Genomic DNA, 23,454 nt, shown 5'->3' with positions numbered 1-23,454 from the left:
GCCAATGGCTCCCTAGTTTCACTACTAACGATTACTTCTTAGCCTTTTCGGCTTTGGCAATGTTTTATTGCGTTATCAAGAAGTTCAAGTGCGGTCTTATCACATTCAGGCAAAGCTGCGTCAGAGGTGTTGATTGGTTCAACTCTCTCACCCCATTTTAGAAGACCAGCGCCCCAGGTCAAAACCTGCTCCGAATGCTGCCAGTAAAATAGTATCGTTTGGTTTTACCCTTCCCTGCTCCACCGCTTCGCAAATAGCAATAGGTACAGTTGCCGCAGAGGTATTACCGTAGTTCTGGATATTTACAAACGCCCGATCCTGGCCAATACCAGCTAGATCAGCAAGTGTCTGGATAATCCGTATATTTGCCTGATGCGGAATAAGAAGGTCTATCTGGTCGGTAGTGATTTGGGCTCTTTGGAGTACCGTTTGAGCGGCTACCCCCATCCCTTTGACTGCACGTTTGAAGATGTCTCTACCGACAAAGTTAAAGTCCCAATAGCCATTGTCTGCAGCAAAACGATCCATACACGTACCAAACTTAGGTACAGATAAAATATCGCGTCCGTCAGAATCACAGCCAATCAGAGCTTCCTGTAGTCCTAGCTTCTCTTCTGTTTTACTCACTACGACCGCGCCAGCACCATCTCCAAAAAGTACGGCGGTGTCGCGTTTAGTCCAGTCTATATAGAACGAAAGCCTTTCCGCACCAATAATCAGTGCGTGCTTGTATGAACCAGCCTGAATCAAGCGAGTTGCGGTTTCAAGGCCGTAAACAAATCCTGTACAAGCAGCATTAAGATCGAACGCAGCAGCTCCGGCGACGCCAAGGTTTTGCTGTACTTTAGAAGCAGTGTTCGGGATCAAAGAGTCCGGAGAACATGTTGCCACTATAATTACGTCCAGGTCTTTTGCTTCGATGCCAGCGGCTGCAAGCGCTTTTTTTGCAGCAACCGTCGCCATATCGGATGTGTTAACGTGGCTTATGCGTCTGTTTTCTATGCCGGTTCGGGTTTTTGATCCATTCATCCGACGTTTCTAAAAATGTACTTAAATCTTCGTTAGATAAAACCGCAGGAGGAACACATTTTCCCCAACCTGTAATCTCAGCATAGTACTTAGTCATTGACCGCCTCTATATTCATTATTATTTATATGTACTGGAGTATACGACGAAAAGGTCACCCAAGTTAAGAGTACTTTTAAATCAAGAACAAAGGCTGAGTCACTAACTTGCTTGTAAGTGGCGATAATTCGCTCAATTGAGACCTTTTCCAGTTGACTAGACGTCATAAAACTGTAAAGTGATAGCCGTTGTATATACTTGAGATATTATCGTGGCTTCTACTACTAGTAAGAAAAAGAATGACCAGAATAAAAAAGATAGTCAGCTGATTATCAGAATCAATGGTCAGCAGCGAGATGAATTTGTTGCGTTGTGTGAAGACTTAGACACATCTGCAGCACGTGAGATAAGACACTTTATTAAAAGATTTGTCGCAGAACATAAAGAGAGCGCCGAATAAAAACACTTTTTATCTCACTAAAAAAAACCAGCATATCGCTGGTTTTTTATATCTATACGCTTAAGTCAGGCTTTATCCAAACTGAACTAAAATCAAACCAGCCAAGTGCATTACAACGAGCGTTTTGCAATGTACCGCAATGATCCTTACTTACTCCCAACCAACAATGAAACATCGGTATTATCTGGCAATGTTCTGAAAGCGAGAGCCCAATTTGTTTTGAAGGAAACGGAGCATCACTTTGGGAGCGCCACTCATCAATTATATTGTGCCAATGGGCAAATGTTTCGCGGTTGCTCAGTTTGCTAATATCACTGTAGTCAAGTAACCAAGCAGCAAGCGCATCATCTCTGTTTGTACCAATCCCCATTGGTTTAAACCAGATATCGACATTTTCTGGCCTGTCGAGATGATAATCGTATCTAACCAACTCTACATGATGACCGTCTGACTCCAGGAGCTTTGAAATAGACTTAACCATAGCTGGAAATACCGGATGTTGTGCATGATAAGCCAAAGTTATTCTGCTCGTTCCTGGCTTCTCGGCTACCGTTCCACCATGATACATATGTTGCCAGCCAGGCTTAAGCCCCGTCGCTGGCAGTAGCCCCATGTCGATGATGGTTTGTTCAGGTAAGCTTTTAAACAAATTGAAGGAGTTAAGTCGCGAAACGATATACTTCGCCCATTGTTCATCCTTGAACAGCCCATTTTTTCGGTTAAGCAGCAGATATGTGCACCCAGGATCCAACTCTACATCATCTGCTGAACTGTTATGTGGTGCGATAGGATTAGATAAACTTGGGAATACCATGGCAGAATAAGCATCATCAATGACCCAAACTTCTACCTTGTCTACCAAAGGTCTGAAACCGTAATAGCCGTCGAATACTTCAAGTACCAGTTTTTTGTCGTTGTTCAATGCAACCCTGTATGGGCCTGTACCGATCGGCAAAAGGTCAAAACTGTCAGAGCGCCATTCCTCAGGAGGCATTATCTTCGCCGAGGCTTCACAAAGGAATAGCGGAAGATACCAATCAGGTTTGTTAAGCTCAATATCCACTATTAATGGTGCTGGGCTAGAAACTCTCTCTATATGTGAAAACAACGTTTTTTGCTTGCTTAACAAAGCCAGGCTTTCAACTACGTGGGATGTCTGCAGATTGTTGCCATTATGAAACCGAATCCCCTTACGGAGATAAAAACGCCAGTGAGTAGAACTCAGCGCTTCCCATGTATGTGCTAAATCAGGCTGGATTTGTTCTTTTTCATCGAGCCGGGTTAAACCACTAAAAACCTGATGAATAATATGTTGTTCAGAGCGCCTGTGGTGTTTGATGGGATTAAGCATTGAGAGAGCGCGATAGTAAGGCAATCGAATTACCTGAGCGCCCTCGACATGTTGTACACCAAGGTAGCCTTCAATTACCTTCGCAAGTTTTCCGCTGTCTCTGTCCAGAACGTTAAGAGCCTGCCCTATTTTTCCCTCTTCAAGGTAACGCTTAGCCAGGTTCTCACTGACATCCTGCCTATTTCGCTTAAAGACTAACCTGGATAGGTTTCCTCTTCCTGCAGCAGGGTGCCATTCAATCCATCCTTCCTCTTCGAGCTTGTTTAAAACGATTCTGGCATTACGACGTGTACAGAACAAAATTTCTGTAATTTCGTCAAGCTGTATGCCGCTGTCTTTACCGTCAAAGTGTTCAAACAGCTTTTCGAACTGGGCTCGTAATCGAGGACTGCTCATAAAGAGGAAATTTCCTTATTCACTAAATGAAGAAGATTTCCTATTTTAGCACATAGAATATACACGTCGGCAATTTTTATCGAATATCTATACCGACTTCTTGAGACAGTTGTTGGAGTTGGTTTTCATTGTCGAGCTTTACCGACCATTTGCATTCGGAACCATTCGCCGTGATAACGTTAGCACCAGAAATAAGTTCAATAGCATCGACTTGAGATTGCATCGTAACCATATTTTCGCCATTTAATCGGACAACAACTTCAAACTGGTTAGCGATAACTTTGCCATTTTTAAACTCAATAATCACTCGGTTACCTTTTTCTTACGCTGCACTGCAATAGTCAGCCTGCTAGAGCACACCAACCTTCCCCTCTCATCATTTATTTCAATTTGCCATACCTGGGTAGTCGCGCCGAGATGTATCGGTTTTGCAGTACCTATCACGAAGCCGCTACGCATTGCTCTGATATGATTTGCATTGATATCCAGACCAACACAGTAATAATTTTCGTCAACACAATAGTTTGCAGCTAATGAGCCCAGTGTTTCTGCTAATACTACCGATGCTCCGCCGTGCAGCATTCCCAAAGGCTGATGGGTAAAACTACAAACAGGCATCCTGGCTGACAGTGAGTCAGAAGTAATTTCGGTGTATTCAATTTGTAGATGTTCGATAAGGGTATTTTTGGATGTGGCGTTCAGTTTATCGAGATCAATCTCTTTTTTCCAAATCGTCATAAGTCGTCCTTATAGGTTGGTGTTATTATTATACTCAAGTGACCTATTTGCTAAACCACTACAAAGTAAGGATTCTAACCGAATGAAATGGAAAATGGCTCTTCTTTCTGCTGCTATTACCTCAATAACGGCTTGCAGTTCTTCTCCAACAGGCAGAAAACAGCTCATTATGTTCTCAGACCAACAGATGGTCAGCCTGGGAAGCCAATCTTTTGAACAAATGAAGAAAGAGCAAAAGGTAAGTACAGACCAGAATACCATTGATTACGTTCATTGCGTCACGGATTCCATACTCCCTTATGTTCCTAAGCAGCCGGGCTTTGACGAATGGGAAGTCGTTGTTTTTGATAGCGATCAGGTCAATGCTTTTGCGCTGCCCGGAGGTAAGATAGGTGTTTATACCGGTCTGCTGAATGTCGCATCTACGCCAGATCAACTCGCTACCGTTATCGGTCATGAGATTGCGCATGTACTCGCAAATCATAGTAATGAACGAATCTCTCAGGCACAGCTCGCTAATGCCGGATTACAGATTACAAACGTAGCGATGGATAACAATGAATACCGCGACATGACTATGGCGGCATTGGGTTTAGGTGTGCAATATGGTGTGTTGTTACCTTATGGGCGAACCCAGGAATCGGAAGCGGATATTGTGGGGCTTGAGTTGATGGCAAAAGCAGGGTTCAATCCAAATGCCAGCATTGACCTGTGGAAGAACATGGCGAAAGCCTCAGGTGGAAGCCAGCCTCCGGAATTGTTGTCCACTCATCCATCTCACAGCACCAGAATCGACGATCTAACGAACAAGATTAAACAATTGCCCAACGCAAATGCAGGTAAGCCTAATTGTGAATTTTAAGTTTGCCGAAATATTGATAAAGCGCTGACATGAAACCCTTTTATTATCCGTTATAAAGTGCATAATACTGCGCAAATTAACCCTATCAAAGGTAAGTACAATGGCAACTGAAGCAACCATGCTAGAACGCTGTGGCTCAAAATGTGAACTTTGTGGTTCGGATTCTGCGCTTTCCCCTTTTATTGTTTCTCCGCACACACAAGTAACTGTTGATCACGCTGTGATGATCTGTGATACCTGCAAAACTCAGGTAGAAAACCCGGAGACAATGGATGCGAACCACTGGCGTTGCCTTAATGACAGCATGTGGAGCCAGGTTCCTCCAGTGCAAGTTATGGCATGGAGACAATTGAAGCGTCTATCTGCGAAGGAAAGCTGGGCCACTGACCTGCTAGATATGATGTACATGGAAGAAGAAGTAGCACAGTGGGCTGAAATTGGTATGGATCAGGACGGTCTAAAACACGTTGACTGTCACGGTGCTGAGCTAAAAGCTGGTGACAACGTGACTATCATTAAAGACCTGCCGGTTAAAGGTTCAAGCATGGTAGTAAAACAAGGCACTATGGTTAGAAACATTGGCCTTGCGAAGGATGACTTCGAACTGTTCTCAGGCAAAGTTGAAGGCCAGTCTATGTGGCTGCGCTGTGAGTTTTGTCGTAAGAAGTAAGTCAAACTCTTCCAAACTTATAAAGGCGCTTTTCCGGCGCCTTTTTACTCTTCCCAATTTTTCCGCATGTTTTCGATCACATGATTAGGTACATCATGAATATTGCGGTATTCGCCAACACATACCCTAACTGACAGCTGTACACCTAACTCAGAAGCCATCTTCTTATACGGCTCCATTTCCCACTGTTTTACAAACGTATTAGCCACAATTACGGACACTCCCCTCTTAAGAGCTCCTTCGGTACAGGTCTGACACCAGCGGTGAGCATCACCAACCCTTGAAGCGTCATAGGTATAGTTGCCACGCTTATCTTCAAAATACATATCGGCTTCGTAATGCTCTGCATTGAGTGTTTTTATTAACTCTCTGGCTAATGTTGATTTGCCGGACCCAGGTAAGCCCCTAAGTAGGATAAGTTGAACTGCCATCTAATTGCCTGATTGATTTAGTAGCGAAATGATTACATATCTACCAAAAAGAAAAACCCCGGCTAACAAAGCCGGGGTTTTAGAATTCATTTATCAATCAACGCATCATGCCGATATCTTTTTGCATATGTGTTGAAAGTTCGCCTGAATAATATGTCTTTTCTGATTCATTAGAAACAAACAAGATATCCAGAAAATGAGCAATCAATCCTTTGATGTTTACCGAGTAGGTTTTCTTATCCATAGAGGTTGTAGCGGTTACTACGTTTGCATGCATTACCTGAGCCATAAGCACCTCTCTTGAAAATTTGATTACTAGATTTTATGGGTATTATATTAGCCAAAATTTGCTTTATTAAAAAATGACAAAAATTGAATTTTCAGATTAGAAATATTTATGCGAAAAAAGTAAAGTTCGTGAGAGGCAACAAAACCCATAACTCGGTTGAATGGTTGATTGGGCATTTACGCATAAATCATTGTATAAATGGGCTTTATCGTTGACGGTAGTATTCTTCTATTGCGCACTTCATAATAATTTCTATGCGGAAAACGCCCTAACCAAAGCCAGGTCTCGGGTAAAATATTATTATCCAAATCACATTGAAGAATTGAGTGCGTCATCTACACTCTTAAAACAGTTCTTGTTATTGATGAATGATAGTTATAAATATAAAAACGCCAGTCAAAATTCATGACTGGCGCTATTCACTTAGAGTGACTTTTATATGCCGGCTAGAGGTACAAAATAAACCAATGCTGACCAGGCTGCGATCCACACAACGACGACCGCAGTATCTAACCAATCTTTAATCCACATTTGACTCTCTCCCATATCAGGGTTAACACCAGGATTAGGCTGCTCTTCATGAGCTTCAGAGAATCTATAGCAATAGTTGTACCAATATTAACCAATCTGCTCAGTAATTGTACGAGGCACTCTAAGTCGCTCCGGACAACTTCGAACAAACGAAACAAAACAATCGGCCATAGAATAATTAGTTACAGTACCTACCCCAATCATATTGGTAATAGCGTCGTACCCTTCCTTACCTTTCATCGTATAAGCTGAAGAAGTTCCGGTATACAGCTGATCGGGATGAACTTCCTCCCAGCCAGTTGATGAACGGTATATTTTAAGGTTTTGTATTCGTTCCCCTGGGGCCTTCTTCTCATCGTAAGTGAAGTCCAGATTATAGGTATAGGGATAGCTTCCCGACCCTGTTCCAATGACACCGATATTGAAGGCGTTGTTTATTGCTCCTCGAGCGTAAGGGCAAGATCTTTCCCCTTAAGCTGATAAACGCCAATTGGAACGGCAAAAGGTAGCAGCTTGCCGGCTATATCCGCGACGGATACCGGACCTTGTTTTAAATCGGTACGGACACCGCCAGCATTATGGATGGCAAATTCTGGTGAAAAGCCCACTTCTGTCATCATATGATAAAGGACTCCGCTACCAGAGGTGCAATCTCACTGGCACCTTGTGAATCTGGCAACCGAACATGGCGTAAGTTGTCTGGCACCACGCCAATCTTTTCCTGCTGAAGCTTTCGAACTCTAGGTATGTACTTATCTTCCAACAACGCGTGCAAATCGGGATCTTTTTTACAGACAACAACGTTTTGATGGCAACGAAGATAAGATGCGGCTTTACTATGCAAATCATCATCGTGAGCTTGTTGCAAGGTGGCATCGATACATAATCTACGCCCAACAAGTAGCTCGTTCTTTCCAACAAACGAAGTAACTCTCCCTCTGCGTTGAGATCGATATGACAATGCCCAATGCCTTGTGTATGCATACCCGCTTGTACAATATGAGTATTGTTGATGTTAATACCGTATTCTTCTTCTTTAGCCAAACCTAGTGAAGAAAAATCACCCTGAAGAGTATGAGTGTGGCCGCCGATAATAAGGCTAATCCCTTCAACTTGCTGAGCCAACTGCTTATCAACGTCAAAACCTAAATGACTGACCAGGATTATTTTATTAATCCCATTATTTCTGATTGCTTCTACTGTGTTTCGGGCGGTAATAATGCTGTCCATAAACGGTGTATCAGGGTCGACATTCGCAATGTCTTTCATCTTATCTATCGACAGCCCGAATATAGCAATCTCCTCATCCTGAACGTTTTTCGTTATCCAGTTTGCACAATGAGACGCGGGATTGTAACTGATGAGATTGGGGCTATTTTGAAGGCGTAATTTCTTTTCTTTACTCTCATTTGAGATGTCCCAGTTTCCAGACATTAATGGAAAATCTATACGGCCGAGAAATTCCGCAACAGGATCGTTACCCATATCGAGTTCATGGTTACCGAGTGTCATTGCGTCAATTCCCAGGGCGTTCAACATTTCAGCGTTAGCTTTGCCCTTAAAAAGCGAGAAATATAACGTTCCCTGAAAACAATCCCCTGCATGGAAAAATAAGAAGTCTCTATTTTCTTCTTGTGCATGCGCTTTTAGTTGTTTTGCCCGAGTCGCGATACGTGCGAAACCGCCATTACTGACAAATGGTGTCACCTGATAGCCGTCTATGTTTAATGAAAGCTGAAGTGACTGCGGTTCAAAGTACGAATGGGTGTCATTTATATGAGCCACGGTTAGTTTTACGGGCTTATTCTTTTTATTCATATCTTCTTTTCTCTCTAATTCGCCGCAATAGTAAGCCAAACCATGTGACAATGTCATGAAAACTTTTATCTCGTTTCTGCCTTTATACTTTTTTCTTTTTAAATCAAAGCGAAGCCATACAATAAACTAGGCAAACCTTAACTTTATGAATTATGATTAACATAAGTTGAGGAGTAAGTTATGCAGTTGAGTCGTATTGATATTTCTGGCTTCCGGGGCATTAAACGCCTTTCTCTAACCTGCGATGAACTAACCACACTCATCGGAGAAAATACCTGGGGTAAATCGTCTTTGTTGGATGCGCTTTCGATTGCCCTTCCTGCAGATGGAGAACCCTATGAGTTCGAAATGCAGGATTTTCATGTTGATTACGCCATTGCCCACCCACAAACACAGCACCTTCAAATCATACTTACCTTTGTCCCTAACTTCGCCGGTGAAGAACGTTCCGGCCGATACAGAAAACTAGGCCCTGTATGGGTAGAGGATGGACAAGGTAATAAGAAGCTGATCTATCGGGTAAGTGCCGACAGAGACTTATATAAGATTACCCAAAAGTTTTCATTTTTAAACAGTGATGGGACAACCAAAGCACTTCACCATCCAGAGAAACTCGCGACAGAACTAATGTCTCTGCATCCGGTTATCCGATTGAGGGATTCACGTCGTTTGAGAAATGGTAATAATGGAAATGGTACAGAGCAAGAAGCAATAAGTTCGCGTCTTGAACGTAGAATCCAAAACACATGCCGACGCTTAATAGATATGCCAGGACATGTAAATAAAGGAGAGGTCAAAAGTAGCCTTAACTCAATGTACGACCTTGTTGAGCACTATTTCTCTTTTAAACAACGACGTAAGGTACCAACAAACAGAGCTCGTGATAGTCTTTCTTTCACTTCCCATACTGGCAACTCTAAAAACCTTTTGCAGGAGATAGAACAGACAAAAAATAGCCAAACCAGACTGCTAATTCTTATTTTGCTTAATAACTACCTACAGGCAAAAGGTCCGAACAACTTGCGCAAATGTGCTAGGCCAATATTTATTATCGAAGATCCCGAGGGGCGACTTCACCCTACCCACTTGTTAAGAGCCTGGAACCTGGTTAGTTTGATACCAATGCAAAAAATCCTGACCACTAACAGCGCCGATTTGCTTGGCTCAGTTCCACTTCATTCTATAAGAAGGCTGGTTAGAAAATCAGATCGTACTGTTGCAAAACAACTACCAGATAAGCTGTTGAGCCGGGATGAGTTAAGACGTGTAGGATTCCATATCCGCTTTCATCGCTCTAGCGCTTTATATGCAAGATGCTGGCTTTTAGTTGAGGGGGAAACCGAAGTATGGTTATTTAACGAACTGGCTAAATTATACGGCTACAACCTGGCCGCAGAAGGTGTTCACATTATTGAGTTTGCTCAGTCAGGATTAAAGTCACTGCTAAAAGTGGCAAAAGCATTCGAAATAGATTGGCATGTTGTAACCGACGGAGATACCGCCGGCAAAAAATATGCAGCAACAGTTTCAAATATGTTGGGAAGCGATCTGAAACAACATCGATTGACAGAGTTACCAGAGAAAGACATTGAACACTTTCTCTATCTGAATGGATTTGAATACTTCTTTAAGGATTTGATTAAGATCCCTCATGATCATCCTATACCGCCGAAGAAAGTGATCACGAGGGCCTTAAAGAAATTTGCTAAGCCAGACTTAGCATTAGCTATTGTGTCTTACTGTGATGAATGCGGTCCTGAATGTGTACCTAAGCTAATACGTACAACATTAAAACGAGTCATCACTATGGCAAACGGTAATACTTAACAAAGTTGTCGCTTGCCATGTAAAAGTTATTGAACCTTGTTATCAGTTACTTTGAAGCGCAGCACCTGCTCTGTTCGACTGACGGTTTTCCGCCCATGCTTTAAGGGATAAACCGGTAAATTTCATCAGATACCCAAACACACCACCAACGATGATTGAAGGAATAACCAATGACCAGTCACCACCAGAAGCAAACGTGGCGCAGCAACCGATGAAAGTGCCTGGTATATAGGCCAGCAAAGAGGATTTAGCCTGAATACACATTAGAAACGATACTAGCCCAGTGAGAACAAATCCCATTATCTCTAAAGGAATAATACTGCCGCCTTTTATGATCATCATTGCCCAGAATACACCTGAGATATTTGCAACCATGCTTAATCCAAGGCCTTTTAGTCCATCTGTAGGAGACGCAAAGTAGCTGGTACACCCTAAGAAACCAGCCCATGTGATTAAACCTAACGATATTGATACCCATCCCCAGAACCCGGACAAAATCCCGGTTGTAAGTGCGATAGCAAAAAGTGGACTCATGATTGCTCCAAATACCTATAGTGGTGATTTAAAGCGCAATAATAGTGTTATATCGAGAATTTAATGTGATACACGTCACTTAATGCATTGCTCAATACATTTTATTACATAGATAATGTGATGCAATCGATTAATCAACAGATATGGTTAAACTATCAAATTAACTTAAACTGACCATCAATTATAAAACACTCGGTTTTCCTTGTGCCATCCTTAAGCCTTCCCGAATGATGCAATCAGCTAATGGACTTTCGGACATATCGGCTCTCCAGATAAAAGAGAGCGTACGCTCCATTTCAAGTTCCGGTACATTTAGTGCCACTAACTGACCACTCTTAATATGGTTTTCCACATCCAGATATGGGAGGCAAGAGAGATAAGGGCCATTTTCAACCATACTTCTCAAAACCGGAACGTGTTCGTACTCACGCCAAACGTCCAAATCAGAAATTAAGTGATGAATCGAACTATCAAAAATTTTTCTGGTACCAGAACCAATTTCTCTCAATACCCATTTTGCCTGCTCTAGTTGAGCCAGACTGACTCTTTCTCGGTTAGCAAACGGATGATGGGCAGAAGCTACGACAATTAAATGATCCCTGCACCAAACCTCTTGATTAATACGGTTGTCATCACAGCGACCTTCGATGATTCCAAGGTCATAGCGATAATTCAATACTCCGTCTATCACCCCACGCGTACTCTTTACTTTTAGATTCATTCGAATCTCAGGAAAGTCATTATCAATGATGCTGATAAGCTCAGGAACAAGGTGTTCGGCTGGTGTTTGGCTAGCACCGATTCTTATCTCACCGCTAACTAAATGCTGATCATAGAAACCGAGTTGAATTTGTTGAGCATCCTGTAATAGCCGTTTAGCCTTGGGTCTTAACCACATACCCCAGTGAGTCAAAGACATTCTCTTCCCTTGTCTTTCAAACAAAGGACGACCCAGCACTTTTTCAAGTTGAGACAGCGACATACTAGTGGCCGATTGGGTTAAAGCCAAGTTATCAGCAGCCTGACTAACGCTTCCGGTATCAGCAACCGCATCGAAAACAGCCAACTGTTTTAATGAGTAACGCATTAATAAATCTCGTTTTTAACGTTTTGTATATCGTAACAAAAACCCTTTTTTAGTCCAAAGAACAATATCAATTTTTTTGATTAGCAACCTAATTATTATCAATTTTACCTCTACATATTTTTCGTCGTAATGTGGATATGCCCGAAATACAAAGGGCGGTTATAAATCAGGACTATTGGTCCCTGCGTCATAGGAGGATATACACGTCATGTCGACTACAAACTCGATAGACTTACGACAGTTCTTTTCACCAAAAGAGATGATGTCAGAAGCAGAGAAATTCGCTTTAGGAAAAACCAGTAAAACTACCAGCATGACAATTAGCCTTGCCATTATGGCTGGCGCATTTATTGGATTGGCATTTTTGTTTTATATAACAGTAACTACCGGAAATCCTGAAGCAGGCTGGGGAATCAGCCGCTTTCTTGGCGGACTGGCATTTAGCATGGGGCTGATACTGATCGTACTTTGCGGGGAGAGCTTTTTACTAGTTCAGTACTATCGAGTATCGCTTGGGCTAATAAAGAAATTAGCTTTAATAAAATGCTAACCATCTGGGGCAAGGTTTATATCGGTAACTTTATCGGTGCGACCGTACTACTGGTATTGGTTAGTGCTGCCGGGTTGTATCAGATGGATCACGGTAGTTGGGGGCTGAATGCATTAAATATTGCACAACATAAATTGCACCACACTCCTGTACAGGCTTTTTCGCTAGGGATCTTATGTAACTTGCTTGTATGCCTTGCTATATGGCTGACCTTCAGCAGTCAAAATGCAATGGCTAAGGCATTTATGGTAATGCTACCCGTTGCAATGTTCGTAAGTAGTGGCTTTGAGCACTGCGTAGCGAATATGTTCATGGTTCCACTGGGTATCACTATCAAGGCAACTGCACCCGATGCATTTTGGACACACTTAGGTGTAGAAGCTTCTCAATACTCTGATTTAACTATCTCTAACTTTATCACTGCGAACTTAATTCCCGTCACTCTGGGTAACATCCTAGGAGGCTCTGTGCTAGTTGGACTATTCAACTGGGCGGTTTTTCGCATGCCAGAAATTAAAGCTGCCGAATTAAGACCGGTAACAACAACAATCAATACTAACAACGTCAAGGATATAACTATGAATACCAATATTTTAGTAAGAGACATCGTCAATACAAATGCACCTGTATTAGTTGCTGATATGCCGGTTGAAATCGCGATGGACACACTATTAAAAAGCGACCAACAAGGTGCTCCGGTAACGGATGTAAGTGGTAAATTGGTAGGCTTTTTGTCACTTCATGATGTAATGGTGGAACTTTGGTGTCAGGATTACATCCCGGAAAAAGGTCAGAAAGTCGTAGACCTAATGACTCGTGATGTGCTCGCAGTTAATGCCGACGATACGCTACTTGATATTTCAGAGTACCTCTGCATCGACAAGGAACAGCTATACCCAGTTTCTGACTCTGGTATCGCGATGAGACTAAATACACTGTCGCTGGAAGAACGAGCGAAAAGTATGAAGGTAACAAAACCACATATGATGCCAGTATTGGATAACGGCGAGCTTATCGGTGTTGTTTCAAGAATCGAAGTAGCAAGTGCTCTGAGACCTATCTACGGCGATACGCTGAACCTTGTTGAAAAAGAACAAGTGCTGGAAACGGCTTAAATCCAAATGGTGCCCGGACACTCCGGGCACCATTTACTCGAATATAGCTACAAATCAGTCTCTTTTTCTATCTCGTATAGCTCATCCGCAATATCGATTACTTTCCTTTCAATGACTGCCTGAGCATCCTTTACGCCCTGGTTATAATAGATAGAACCCATTTTTTTGCTGATAAAATCGATGAGAAAATCCGCATCAAACTGACCTAGCTCAGTATTTAGCTCCTGGTCAAAGTAGTCTTGTAGCAAAGAGATCATCGCCTCTTTTTGTATGGTATCCAGTTTTATATCGCTCATTTTTGTTACTACATCATAGAATCGAATCAGTATTTTGATAATACTTCACAACCAAACACAAAACACTGTATCTTAGGGAAAAACTAGGATTCATAAATTATCCGGGAGAAGGACCTTGTTAAGGGATCTGGTCATTAAGTGCATTCAAAATTTCCAAAAAGACTGTCTTAAGCTGTGTGAGAATCACTACCCTACTGTACACAACAGAGGAATGAGCGAACACCACCTTGGGCGCGCGTTTGCACGCAGGCTTAGCTCTACATTCGACGACTTCGGCTACCATAATCAGTTTGAGCCAATAGAAACGGTAAAAGCAACTGACCACCCACACCACTATCAGATTGCTTCTGAGCTTGGTACAGTCTGGGTTATTACTCATCATATGGCGAGTGCAAGTCATAGTTGTAGAGAAAAGTTGCTTGCGGATATCAGTGAATGGCAGGCCGAGTATGGTTTCGCCATTCAACCCAACGATATGTTGGTTCTATTAAGTGATCACTGGATCTCGAGAAGTAAGCTCAGCCGAGAACTGCTTTCATGGTGGATGGGAGAACTACCGGATGATGTTAATGAGTATAGCCAGCAAGGTATAACCCTTTACAAAAGCGAGTCTCAATTAACTTTTGAGCTGGATGAGAGATTTAAGATCCGCCCCTGTTATCTTAGGTTTGGGCATCCACTAGTACGCTCCACTGATCAACAACTGGTTCGAAAATACATTCAATTGTACGCCATACTGGAGTGGCAGCATTAGCTGCCACGGTTTAGAGCAATAAATCGTCTTCTATTGCGTGGTAATAACTCGCTTTCGATATCAGGCTCTGTGCGGTAAGAGACTCAACGCTGTATACGGTAAAAACCTTGCCATATTTTTCTATCACTCTTTCTGCGAGCAAATCGAAGTCGCCGTCTCCAGAGAGCAGAATTATCTCATCCACTTCATTATTTGCTGCAGCTTCTATAACATCTAGCGTAATTCCGACGTCCCAATCCCCCTTCGCGGTGCCATCAGATCTTTGAATATAGGGTTTCAGTTTTACTTGAAAACCGATTCCTCTCAATATGTGATGAAACTGTCGCTGCTTTTCGTTATTGCTGGCGATAGCATACGCATTGGCGCAAAGGATGTTATAACTATTATCGATTTTTCTCCAAAACGCGTTGTAGTCAAAACGACGGTTAAAGCCGTCTCTAGTGGTGTAATAGACATTTTGCACATCTACAAATACGGCAACATTTGTCATTGTATTCTCTTTAAACATTATTTATGTGTTTTTTACGGTACTCTCTGGGTGAACAGCCGAAATGGGCTCTGAACCTGTGAGTAAAATTATAGGGATCATTATAACCAAGACGTTGCGCTATCATACCAACAGTCCAGTCTTTGTTGTGTAACAGATCCACTGCCTTTTCCATCCGGAGGGAAATCAGGCGGCTTCGTGGGGAACAGCCGTAAAGTGATTTGGAAATTCGGTTAAGTTGCTCTTCGCTGATAAAACACCTGGCCGCCATATCTTTCACTGTCCAGGGCATCTGCAGTTGTGACTCTATTTGATTAAACAACACCTGTACTCGCATTACCGACGTCATTGGCTTGGCTTCAACACCTGTCAATAGTCTTGAAATCTCACTAATCAACAGTTTTCGATAACTGCTGCGTTTCCCAATCTCAGAGTGAAGTAAAACGAGCATCGACCATATCTGTTCACACTCCTGAAATGGGACAACACTTTGGCCAAATTCGGCTAAATAGTCCCATTTAGATCCGGCTGGCAATAATACCCACACCATCTTCCAATGGGTGTCATGTTCGGGTAGCTCAAATCTAAACGGTATATTTGCAGGCAATATTGTCAATGTGTCCTGCTTCAATGGAACTCTGGTATTAGATGTGGTGAGCTGTCCTTCTCCTTCCAGAGTAAAAAGCAACGTATGCAAGTCAGCGCCAAGTCGTTCAACTTCGTAGCCATCTCTTAGCTCAGACAAGCCTGCCATAAAGAACTGCTGAGCCTCTAGTTCTGGGATATCTGACAAGGTTAAGAATCGCTCTTTGCACGCGGGTGCAAGGTAAGTGTGATCTTGCCAAATCACTGGAGGTTCAAAATCACTAATGACGGATTTGAACAGGTTTTTGTTATTTTTGAACATGTAATAAATCTAGAGCTCACACTATATTACCCACCAAATTACAGGAGCAGTTATGACATTTCAATCACAATCTAAAACTACTCCACCCCGTTTGATAACAAGGGTGGCAAAGCTTGCGCTACCCGTTGCGATTCAGAGCGCACTGGTCGCAATTCTTGCGCTGGCAGATGTTCTCATGGTTAGTGACTTCGGAAAGGAAGCCACTGCAGCTGTGGGAATTGCATCAAAATGGCATTTCGTCGCCATTATGATCATGGCAGGATTAAGTACAGCAAATGGAATTCTGGTTTCCCAGTATTGGGGGATCAAAGATGCGTCTTCTGCAAAGACGGTAACACTACAGGCAATTAAACTCGGTATTAAAATTATTGTACCGGTAACGCTGTTGATAACTGTGTTATCTCCGTGGATTATGCAACTACAAACCGGTGACGCAACAGTCATCGAATATGGTTCTCAGTATCTTTGGTATGGGTTTCCTGTATTACTACTCACTCACGTTATTATTGTGATTGAGTCGAGCATGCGTTCGAGCAGCGATGCGATGACACCCCTTTACCTGGGAGCAATTACTATCGCCATTAATATTGGCCTAAATCTATGGTTGATTAAAGGTGGGGTTGGCATCGAAGCGATGGGGGTTGCTGGTGCAGCGTTAGCAACGACATTATCACGATTTATACAGGTGATGATGATGCTTGGCTATATATATATGAAACGCCACTGGTTGCTCTCGGCTCACAAGCTGGACGACGGGAAAAAGTTATACCGGTCATTTAAAACGTTGGCGGTGCCAAATGCGTGTAACTCATTACTTTGGGCAATGGGGACTCTGACTTACCAAATGATTTTCGGTCATATGGGAACAACCGAGCTCGCGGTATATAGCATGCTTGGCCCGTTCGAATCGTTATGCTATTCGGTGTTCTTCGGTGTTTCAGTCGCCTGCTCTGTTTTAACGGGTCAGACGCTTGGACAAGAAAGATTTGAACAAGCGATAGCCATGTCGAAAGTGTTTATACGACTAGTGTTTGGTATCGGCATTGTTCTAGGCGCGTTTTTACTGCTACAGAGAGAAGTACTACTGGAATGGCTTGGCTTAAATGCTCAGGAATTTTACCCGATGGCGCTACCCGCGATTTCGATTTTATGCTGTGGTATCTGGCTAAGAATGCTTAACCTTATCATCATTAACGGCATACTGAGAGCGGGCGGAGAGACCTCATTTTGCCTTCGAATGGATTTTATCGCTATGTGGGTGACCGGTATTCCGCTAGCTTTCTTTGCTGCTCATATCGCGGGTTGGAGTTTTACAACAGTCTATCTGCTATTAATTGCTGAAGAGATAGTGAAGTTTACTCTCTGCTTCACACGTTACCTGAAGTTGACCTGGGTCAGAAACTTAACCCTATCTCATAATTAATCTAAGCTAAAAAATAAGCTAGGCTTATACACCTAGCTTATTTTATTTCTGTTTAGCCGAATGTATCGATTAGACATGTTTTTTGGCACTACATCGGGCGCAGCTATTTTCTCATGCCTTAAATGCCTGATTGCGAGTATTGGATGCGATAACAACATTCGAGGGCCGGAAAAACGCATTACTACTTTCATTTGTTCTTTTGGCTCAGGTTTGTAGCAATGAATCGGGCAATTGTTGCACGTAGGTTTGTCCTGACCATAGGGGCAACGGTCAAGTTTTGTCTCCGCATAAGAAAGAAGGCTTTCGCAATCATTGCAAAGTTGTTTTGATTTATGTTGTTTCCGGCAATATATCTGCATCATTGCGGTAACTGTTCTAAATTCAGTTTCAAGCTCGCCTTCTAAAACAGTTTTCGGTTTTTCCATGCTTTTCATACTCTATTCATGAATGCATACATCAAGGATACTATAATTCCGAACCCGTTTAATTAACTCTTTAGAGGTATACTCTGTGACGGTTATTTCTGTTTTAAATTAATTAGTTGCAACTCTGCTTTTCCTTTAACAGAAATATTCGTTGAATCAGTTGGCACAAATATACGTCCTGTCAGTACTTTCTCTCCATTATTTATAAATACTTCTATCGAAGAGGTATCCACAAGAATTTGCAGGCTTACTGTACTGGAACCAAGCTCAACTTCGCGTATGGTGTCCCCTTCCCTAATCAGGGTACAGCTTCTGTCCAGTCTTAATACCTTAAGATCTGCGTCCAACTCAATATTTACCTGGTACTCATTACCTTTAAACAGTTGAAGTGATTGGCCCCAACTCAGCTCCGTAACAAGTTCATATTGATTAGAACCAGTGTCAAACTCAGAGTCTTGAAGAACAATACTCTGTTGGTTGCCGCGTAATGCTTCTAACTCTTTAATTGGCCGCTGAATAAGCTTTCCATCAGACTGGATCAGTTCTCTAACCGATGTTAGCTGATGTATCCAACCATTATCTACACTTGGGTGATCTGTTTCATCAGGCAAGCCCATCCAACCAACCATTAACCTCCGCCCGTCTTCGCTTAACGCTGTTTGAGGTGCGTAGAAGTCAAACCCATAATCGAGATGTTCAAACTCGCCAAATTCAATATTGGCGTCAGTATCTATTTCGACCTTTGCAATGCCGTTGTGGTGTGGAATGGTGTGGTGCTTGCCCAGAGCGTCTATTCCTTGAGGACCAATAACCGTGTAGCTCTGCCCATTTAACTCGAAGAAATCCGGACACTCCCACATGTAGCCAAAGTCACCATATTCCTCTCCGCACAGTTTGAAAAAATCCCAATGATATAAATCATCAGATTTATATACGGCTACTCTACCTTTCAAATCTTCAGTCTGAGCACCAAGTAACATTACCCATTCATCACCATGTTTGAATACCTTGGGATCGCGGCAATGTGGTGTAACACCTGGTGGTAACTCTCCGATTACCGGCCCAACTTTTTCAAAGTTGATTCCGTCTTTAGATTTGGCAATACACTGCGTTGTATGGCGATCCCTCGCCTCACCAATCCTTACATTCCCGGTGTAAAAAAGTAGAAGTTCATTACCATGACTTAAGGCGTGACCAGAAAACACACCATGGCTATCAAACCAACTCGAAGGTGTGAGGGCTAATGGGTTCCAATCCCAATGAATCAGGTCTTTACTCGTTAAATGAGCCCAGTACTTATCTTTATGCTCACATCTATAAGGGTACCACTGATAAAACAGATGATATTTGCCCTCATGAAAAATAAAACCATTTGGATCATTCAATAGTCCCTGTGGTGGCGACACATGCCAGAGAGGACGATATTCACAAGGTAATTCAGTTAGATGATTCTCTGCATCGTTTTTCTGTTCAGTGTCAATTCTTGCACACAAATCAGTTAACGACTGATCAGAAATTTCTTCAGTTCTGGAATACGCTACCTGACGAAGCATGGAGTTTAACTCGCCTCTTTGCCCGTTTAGCTTGAGTAGCTCTGGATTCACATACTCTAGGATTAGCCTATTGTCCGGGGCGAGTACTCGGTTTAAGTTTGAAAAACCGCCGCATTCTTCGACATAACGTTCTAGTAACATAATCTGACTCTGAATTATTGGGAACGTTTGCAATTTATGGTAAACAAGAGATGAAAGCAAGTTTTTATTGATAGTTGTGTGATAATTGGTGGCTTAATCCCCACTGGTTTAGTAATCAAACAAACCAATGGGAACAGGACTTAGCAGGTTTCGCGTTTAATAGGTTCAAAGCCCAATACGACCTTCGAGGATGAGTGCGGTTTTTCATTAATCAGGTCTAAAACCGTGTTCGCAGCGGTTTCTCCCGCGTATTCAAAGGCATAGGCAAAGGTGGTTAGTGACGGCGTAACTACAAACCCTAGTTCGTCGTTACCTACACCAATAACTTTAATATCTGTTCCTGCTGTTTTTCCCGATTCATTGATTGCTTTAATTGCACCAATAGCAATTTTATCTGTAGCGCAAAATAGCCCTTCAATATCGGGATACTGTGTCAATAAGCTTACAGTCTGTTCATAACCAGACTCTATAGTGAACTCGCCCCGACTATGGAAAAGCGGCGCACCCAAATCATTGTGTGACAAAGCCTGTTCCAGGCCACTATAACGCATAATATCTACAGCGATATCTTTACTGGAAACACCAATGAAGCCTACCTTTGAAGCCCCTTTTTCAACGAGCGTCTGCCCTGCAATAAAACCTACGCGCTGATCATCGTGAACAATACTTGGAATATTAAAAAAGGAGCCATCCTGTCCGACTAGTACGACCGGCGCAGAGGACTGAGCTATTGCATCGGTAAGCGTTTTGTCGAGATGCGTCGCATATAGAATGATGCCCTCAACTCGCTTTTGATTGAACAGTCGGATGTATTCCAGCTCTTTTTCGTAACGGTGCTGACTGTTTGCCAGGAGCACATGTTTCCCTTGCTCTTCAAAAACTTTTGTCAAACCATCGACACCTAAGGACGTCGCATTTGACGACATGGTTGGGACTATTACCCCAATAAGGTTGGTTTTTTGAGACTTCAGGTCTTTCGCTACCTGGTTAACAACATATCCGCACTCTTCAATCGCTTTACGGACTTTTTCTTTAGTAGAGTTCTTAACTCCATATTCATCGTTCACGACACGCGAAACGGTGGACTTTGATACACCTGCCAGGCGTGCGACGTCATGAAGGCTGGCCATTATTTATAGTTCTAACTCGATTAGTTATCGGATTTTGCAATTTTGTCTCTTTCGGGAAGATAAATAAAGCGATATGAGGTGAACAACGTTTCATTTTTCGGCGTTTGTAGTGACTTAAATCACGATTTCTACTTAATGTTGATTAACGTTTAGCGTTTGTGCGAAACATTTAGCAAACGTTCCCAATTCATTAATGTATTAGGGATAAAATATCTTCCCGGTTTCAACATTCAAGTAGACCTTATCCTCTCTATCTATGCCTCCGCAATACACAAAGTAGACTGGATCGGGCTTATTGGCGACAGAAGCCAACCAACCACCTAATACTTCAAAATCTTCGAAGGTGCATACGCCATCATCGATAAGTTTTTGTGTCGCTATAACAAACTGGTCTTCGTGGTCTGCATAATCATCCGATTTTTTAATTAGCTTAACCATCGTTTTACGCTTCTCCTCCGCAGTGATAACTGGTGGAGTTTCAGATAAAAACTCGAGGTTAATCCAATCAGCTACATCATTTCCGCTATCGTGGACCATATAGTCAGATATTCGAATCCACTCTCCTGCTACCTCAAGGGCTTTGATTTTTGTCCCCTTCCTTAATACAGAACGAATCAAGGAGGACTCATCCGGATACGACCGCACATTAAGCCGCTCACTAATTACGTAATAATCTGAGTTTTGTATAACGGCTTCTTCGGTTACAGGAATTGGTTCTTCTATCGGTGTTGGTTCTGTGGGTTCTGCTGCTTCAACAACTTCCTCGTCATTCATCATGAAGAAGTAATAGTACGCCCCCCCTCCTGCGAGAATAAGAAGCACAACAATGATAATAACCAACTTTTTCATATCGTTTATCTTAGGCCATTTCTTTTATTAGTAATCGGCCTAGTCTGTAAGTTCTTTAGTTAATATACTCAAGTGACCTCAAGATGCAGTATTCAAAGCTGCATCTTGAGGTTGTATGAGTATAAAAAAGGAAGCAATATGCTTCCTTATTAAATCTAGCTTTTTTTCCGCTGTTTGAATGTCTTACCAGCTGCCTGGTATACATCTTTCTGCTTAAGGTCAAACATACTGGAGAAGAACCATGCGACAAAGTAAATAATGTCCTCTCCTTCGTTCATGATGTGCTCTACGTATTCTTCTTGCTCACCGTTATCATTTTCCTGAAGAGTGACATGATAAATTCTTTTTTCACCTTCTACTTCGGCAAGTGCAAATTGACCTGTTAATGATTCTGCTACTTCTGCGACATCAGTATCTTCGCATGACTTTAATAACGCTAAAGCTTCTGGAAGCGTTTCTTTCTGACATAGCTCTTTTACCAGAGCTTCAAACTCGTTCTGTACCATCTTATTATCCGATAGGTTTATTGTTGTTTACTTTCTGCTTTCGCTAGCAGCTGTTCTTCTTCGACGTTAACCAAAAGCGCATCATACTGAGCAATCTTGGCTTTAAATTGTGCTAGTTCTTTTTTTGGAACTGAGCTGGCCATCGGGATTTTCGCTGTCATCGCATTCACCGGACGGCCTCTTATAATGAACTCATAGTGTAAGTGTGGTCCAGTTGAACGTCCTGTGTTACCAGAGAGTGCAATTTTCTGACCTCTGGAGATCTTCTGCCCTTTTTTAACCAGGATTCGACCTAAATGAAGATAACGGGTTTTGTATGTACCACCATGATCAATCACAACATATTTACCCGCGTATGGATGATTTCGCGTTAACTCAACCTTTCCATCACCAGTCGAATATACTGGCGTACCCATCGGCGTAGCGAAGTCTGTACCATTGTGGGGGGAAGTACGCCCTGTTACTGGGTGTTTACGCTTTGGGTTAAACGGTGAAGATATACGATATCTCTTTGATGTCGGGAGACGCTGGAATGCCCTTTGTAAGCTCTCGCCATTACTGTCATAAAACTGACCATCGGTATGCAGATAAGCATTGATTACACGCCCACGATTATGGATTTTGATAGCCTGGAGTTCAATTTTACCGGTTGGCTGAGAGTTCACAAACTGCTCACGTTGAATAACTTCAAATTTGTCTCCAGCTCTTAAATCACGAGAAAAATTAAGTTTGTTTTTCAGTAGATTATTTATCTGTTCAATTTGAAGATTGCCTAGGCCGGCTTTATTGGCGGAAACGGAAAAATTACCGTGAACTTCACCAACAAACGGTGTTAGCTGCCAATCACCGGGAATAGATATGTCGTTATAAGCATAATCCCCGTCATCTAGTCGCGTATACGAAACTCGATCAGCGGCATTAAACTCTAACACCATTTTCTTAAGGTTCTTCCCATCTTCACTTGGCCAGAAAAGCAGCTTATTTCCTGGTTTTAAAGTATCCAGCATCAGATAGTTAATATCGACTTCCATAATCTTAGTCAGATCACTATAAGGAAAGCCAAGACGGCTAAATATGCCACTTAAATTATCGCCTTTTTGAATGACATAAGAGTAACTAGGGATAGTATCGAAAACAAATTCTGAATCTGATTTAACTGAAGAGAGGTAGTTTGGTAGCTCATGAAAGGAAAGTGGGATTTCCTTCCTCTCGGCTGTAGTTGCAAAAGAGTGAAATGCAACGGCCACTCCCATCAACG

General features: G+C 42.3%; 22 protein-coding genes and 3 pseudogenes. 7 read left to right on the top strand and 18 right to left on the bottom strand.

The features are described 5' to 3' along the window. Positions 1–38: 38 nt before the first annotated feature. Positions 39–1,126: pseudogene (locus P7F88_RS04685) on the bottom strand (beta-ketoacyl-ACP synthase 3). A gap of 211 nt (positions 1,127–1,337) precedes the next feature. On the opposite strand from P7F88_RS04685, the gene P7F88_RS04680 reads away from it, so the two are divergent. Further along, positions 1,338–1,526 carry a hypothetical protein gene (locus tag P7F88_RS04680; RefSeq protein ID WP_277822333.1) on the top strand — a complete coding sequence of 63 codons (189 nt, stop codon included), beginning with the start codon at positions 1,338–1,340 and terminating at the stop codon, positions 1,524–1,526. Between the two features lie 52 nt (positions 1,527–1,578). Here the strand turns inward: P7F88_RS04680 and P7F88_RS04675 are convergent, their stop codons facing one another. The 3 genes from P7F88_RS04675 to P7F88_RS04665 all read right to left on the bottom strand — a co-directional run bounded on the left by P7F88_RS04675 (position 1,579) and on the right by P7F88_RS04665 (position 4,011). Next, positions 1,579–3,273, bottom strand: coding sequence for an SgrR family transcriptional regulator (locus P7F88_RS04675; protein ID WP_277822331.1), 1,695 nt, complete (start codon positions 3,271–3,273; stop codon positions 1,579–1,581). 76 nt (positions 3,274–3,349) lie between these two features. Next, complete coding sequence (locus P7F88_RS04670; protein WP_277822329.1) at positions 3,350–3,580, bottom strand: DUF3389 domain-containing protein; 231 nt, start codon at positions 3,578–3,580, stop codon at positions 3,350–3,352. Beyond that, a complete protein-coding gene (locus tag P7F88_RS04665; protein ID WP_277822327.1) occupies positions 3,577–4,011 on the bottom strand; it encodes a hotdog fold thioesterase in 435 nt (144 codons plus the stop codon). The genes P7F88_RS04670 and P7F88_RS04665 overlap by 4 nt, the downstream gene beginning before the upstream one ends. An 82-nt stretch (positions 4,012–4,093) precedes the next feature. Between P7F88_RS04665 and P7F88_RS04660 the strand changes: the two genes are divergently transcribed. Then, positions 4,094–4,873: a M48 family metallopeptidase gene (locus P7F88_RS04660; protein WP_277822324.1), complete on the top strand. Its 780-nt coding sequence runs from the start codon at positions 4,094–4,096 to the stop codon at positions 4,871–4,873. A gap of 100 nt (positions 4,874–4,973) precedes the next feature. Next, complete coding sequence (locus P7F88_RS04655) at positions 4,974–5,543, top strand: PhnA domain-containing protein (RefSeq protein WP_277822322.1); 570 nt, start codon at positions 4,974–4,976, stop codon at positions 5,541–5,543. 44 nt (positions 5,544–5,587) lie between these two features. Here P7F88_RS04655 and P7F88_RS04650 read toward each other — a convergent pair whose 3' ends face one another. The 3 genes and pseudogenes from P7F88_RS04650 to P7F88_RS04640 all read right to left on the bottom strand — a co-directional run bounded on the left by P7F88_RS04650 (position 5,588) and on the right by P7F88_RS04640 (position 8,612). Then, entirely contained in the window at positions 5,588–5,974 is a 387-nt protein-coding gene (locus P7F88_RS04650; protein WP_277822320.1) for an ATP-binding protein, read from the bottom strand. 97 nt (positions 5,975–6,071) lie between these two features. After that, a complete protein-coding gene (locus tag P7F88_RS04645; protein ID WP_277822318.1) occupies positions 6,072–6,263 on the bottom strand; it encodes a hypothetical protein in 192 nt (63 codons plus the stop codon). Between the two features lie 618 nt (positions 6,264–6,881). Beyond that, a pseudogene (locus P7F88_RS04640) lies at positions 6,882–8,612 on the bottom strand (bifunctional metallophosphatase/5'-nucleotidase). 180 nt (positions 8,613–8,792) lie between these two features. Between P7F88_RS04640 and P7F88_RS04635 the strand changes: the two are divergent. Further along, the gene (locus tag P7F88_RS04635; RefSeq protein ID WP_277822316.1) at positions 8,793–10,439 is read left to right on the top strand and encodes a DUF2813 domain-containing protein; all 1,647 of its coding nucleotides are present in this window, start codon (positions 8,793–8,795) and stop codon (positions 10,437–10,439) included. A 42-nt stretch (positions 10,440–10,481) separates the two neighbouring features. Here the strand turns inward: P7F88_RS04635 and P7F88_RS04630 are convergent, their stop codons facing one another. Both P7F88_RS04630 and P7F88_RS04625 read right to left on the bottom strand, forming a co-directional pair. Continuing rightward, entirely contained in the window at positions 10,482–10,973 is a 492-nt protein-coding gene (locus P7F88_RS04630) for a DUF1097 domain-containing protein (protein ID WP_277822314.1), read from the bottom strand. Between the two features lie 181 nt (positions 10,974–11,154). Continuing rightward, entirely contained in the window at positions 11,155–12,060 is a 906-nt protein-coding gene (locus tag P7F88_RS04625) for a LysR substrate-binding domain-containing protein (protein ID WP_277822312.1), read from the bottom strand. Positions 12,061–12,268: 208 nt separating this feature from the next. On the opposite strand from P7F88_RS04625, the pseudogene focA reads away from it, so the two are divergent. Continuing rightward, positions 12,269–13,725: pseudogene (gene focA / locus P7F88_RS04620) on the top strand (formate transporter FocA). 47 nt (positions 13,726–13,772) lie between these two features. On the opposite strand, the gene P7F88_RS04615 reads toward focA, so the two are convergent. Then, complete coding sequence (locus P7F88_RS04615; protein ID WP_277822310.1) at positions 13,773–14,021, bottom strand: DUF2164 domain-containing protein; 249 nt, start codon at positions 14,019–14,021, stop codon at positions 13,773–13,775. Between the two features lie 115 nt (positions 14,022–14,136). Here P7F88_RS04615 and P7F88_RS04610 point away from each other — a divergent pair, with 115 nt between their 5' ends. Next, positions 14,137–14,775 (top strand): hypothetical protein, encoded by a 639-nt coding sequence (locus P7F88_RS04610; protein WP_277822308.1) that lies wholly within the window; start codon positions 14,137–14,139, stop codon positions 14,773–14,775. A 10-nt stretch (positions 14,776–14,785) separates the two neighbouring features. Here the strand turns inward: P7F88_RS04610 and P7F88_RS04605 are convergent, their stop codons facing one another. Continuing rightward, on the bottom strand, positions 14,786–15,265 hold the full coding sequence (locus P7F88_RS04605) for a LabA-like NYN domain-containing protein (RefSeq protein ID WP_277822306.1): 480 nt from the start codon (positions 15,263–15,265) through the stop codon (positions 14,786–14,788). 10 nt (positions 15,266–15,275) lie between these two features. Then, positions 15,276–16,169 (bottom strand): AraC family transcriptional regulator, encoded by an 894-nt coding sequence (locus P7F88_RS04600; RefSeq protein ID WP_277822304.1) that lies wholly within the window; start codon positions 16,167–16,169, stop codon positions 15,276–15,278. Between the two features lie 52 nt (positions 16,170–16,221). Between P7F88_RS04600 and P7F88_RS04595 the strand changes: the two genes are divergently transcribed. After that, entirely contained in the window at positions 16,222–17,592 is a 1,371-nt protein-coding gene (locus P7F88_RS04595) for an MATE family efflux transporter (protein WP_277822302.1), read from the top strand. A gap of 32 nt (positions 17,593–17,624) precedes the next feature. Here P7F88_RS04595 and P7F88_RS04590 read toward each other — a convergent pair whose 3' ends face one another. The 6 genes from P7F88_RS04590 to P7F88_RS04565 form a co-directional block, all read right to left on the bottom strand. Then, positions 17,625–18,017 carry a nitrous oxide-stimulated promoter family protein gene (locus P7F88_RS04590; RefSeq protein WP_277824552.1) on the bottom strand — a complete coding sequence of 131 codons (393 nt, stop codon included), beginning with the start codon at positions 18,015–18,017 and terminating at the stop codon, positions 17,625–17,627. Positions 18,018–18,109: 92 nt separating this feature from the next. After that, entirely contained in the window at positions 18,110–19,711 is a 1,602-nt protein-coding gene (locus tag P7F88_RS04585) for a glycoside hydrolase family 32 protein (RefSeq protein WP_277822300.1), read from the bottom strand. 140 nt (positions 19,712–19,851) lie between these two features. Next, complete coding sequence (locus P7F88_RS04580) at positions 19,852–20,841, bottom strand: LacI family DNA-binding transcriptional regulator (protein ID WP_277822298.1); 990 nt, start codon at positions 20,839–20,841, stop codon at positions 19,852–19,854. 198 nt (positions 20,842–21,039) lie between these two features. Next, positions 21,040–21,690 carry an SH3 domain-containing protein gene (locus P7F88_RS04575; RefSeq protein WP_277822296.1) on the bottom strand — a complete coding sequence of 217 codons (651 nt, stop codon included), beginning with the start codon at positions 21,688–21,690 and terminating at the stop codon, positions 21,040–21,042. Positions 21,691–21,845: 155 nt separating this feature from the next. Continuing rightward, complete coding sequence (locus tag P7F88_RS04570; protein ID WP_277822294.1) at positions 21,846–22,196, bottom strand: hypothetical protein; 351 nt, start codon at positions 22,194–22,196, stop codon at positions 21,846–21,848. A 17-nt stretch (positions 22,197–22,213) separates the two neighbouring features. Continuing rightward, entirely contained in the window at positions 22,214–23,449 is a 1,236-nt protein-coding gene (locus tag P7F88_RS04565; RefSeq protein ID WP_422127802.1) for a peptidoglycan DD-metalloendopeptidase family protein, read from the bottom strand. Positions 23,450–23,454: the final 5 nt, after the last annotated feature.

This window comes from Vibrio hannami (genome assembly GCF_029589055.1).
Taxonomy (GTDB): Bacteria; Pseudomonadota; Gammaproteobacteria; order Enterobacterales; family Vibrionaceae; genus Vibrio; species Vibrio hannami.
This window is presented reverse-complemented; position numbering and strand designations above follow the sequence as displayed.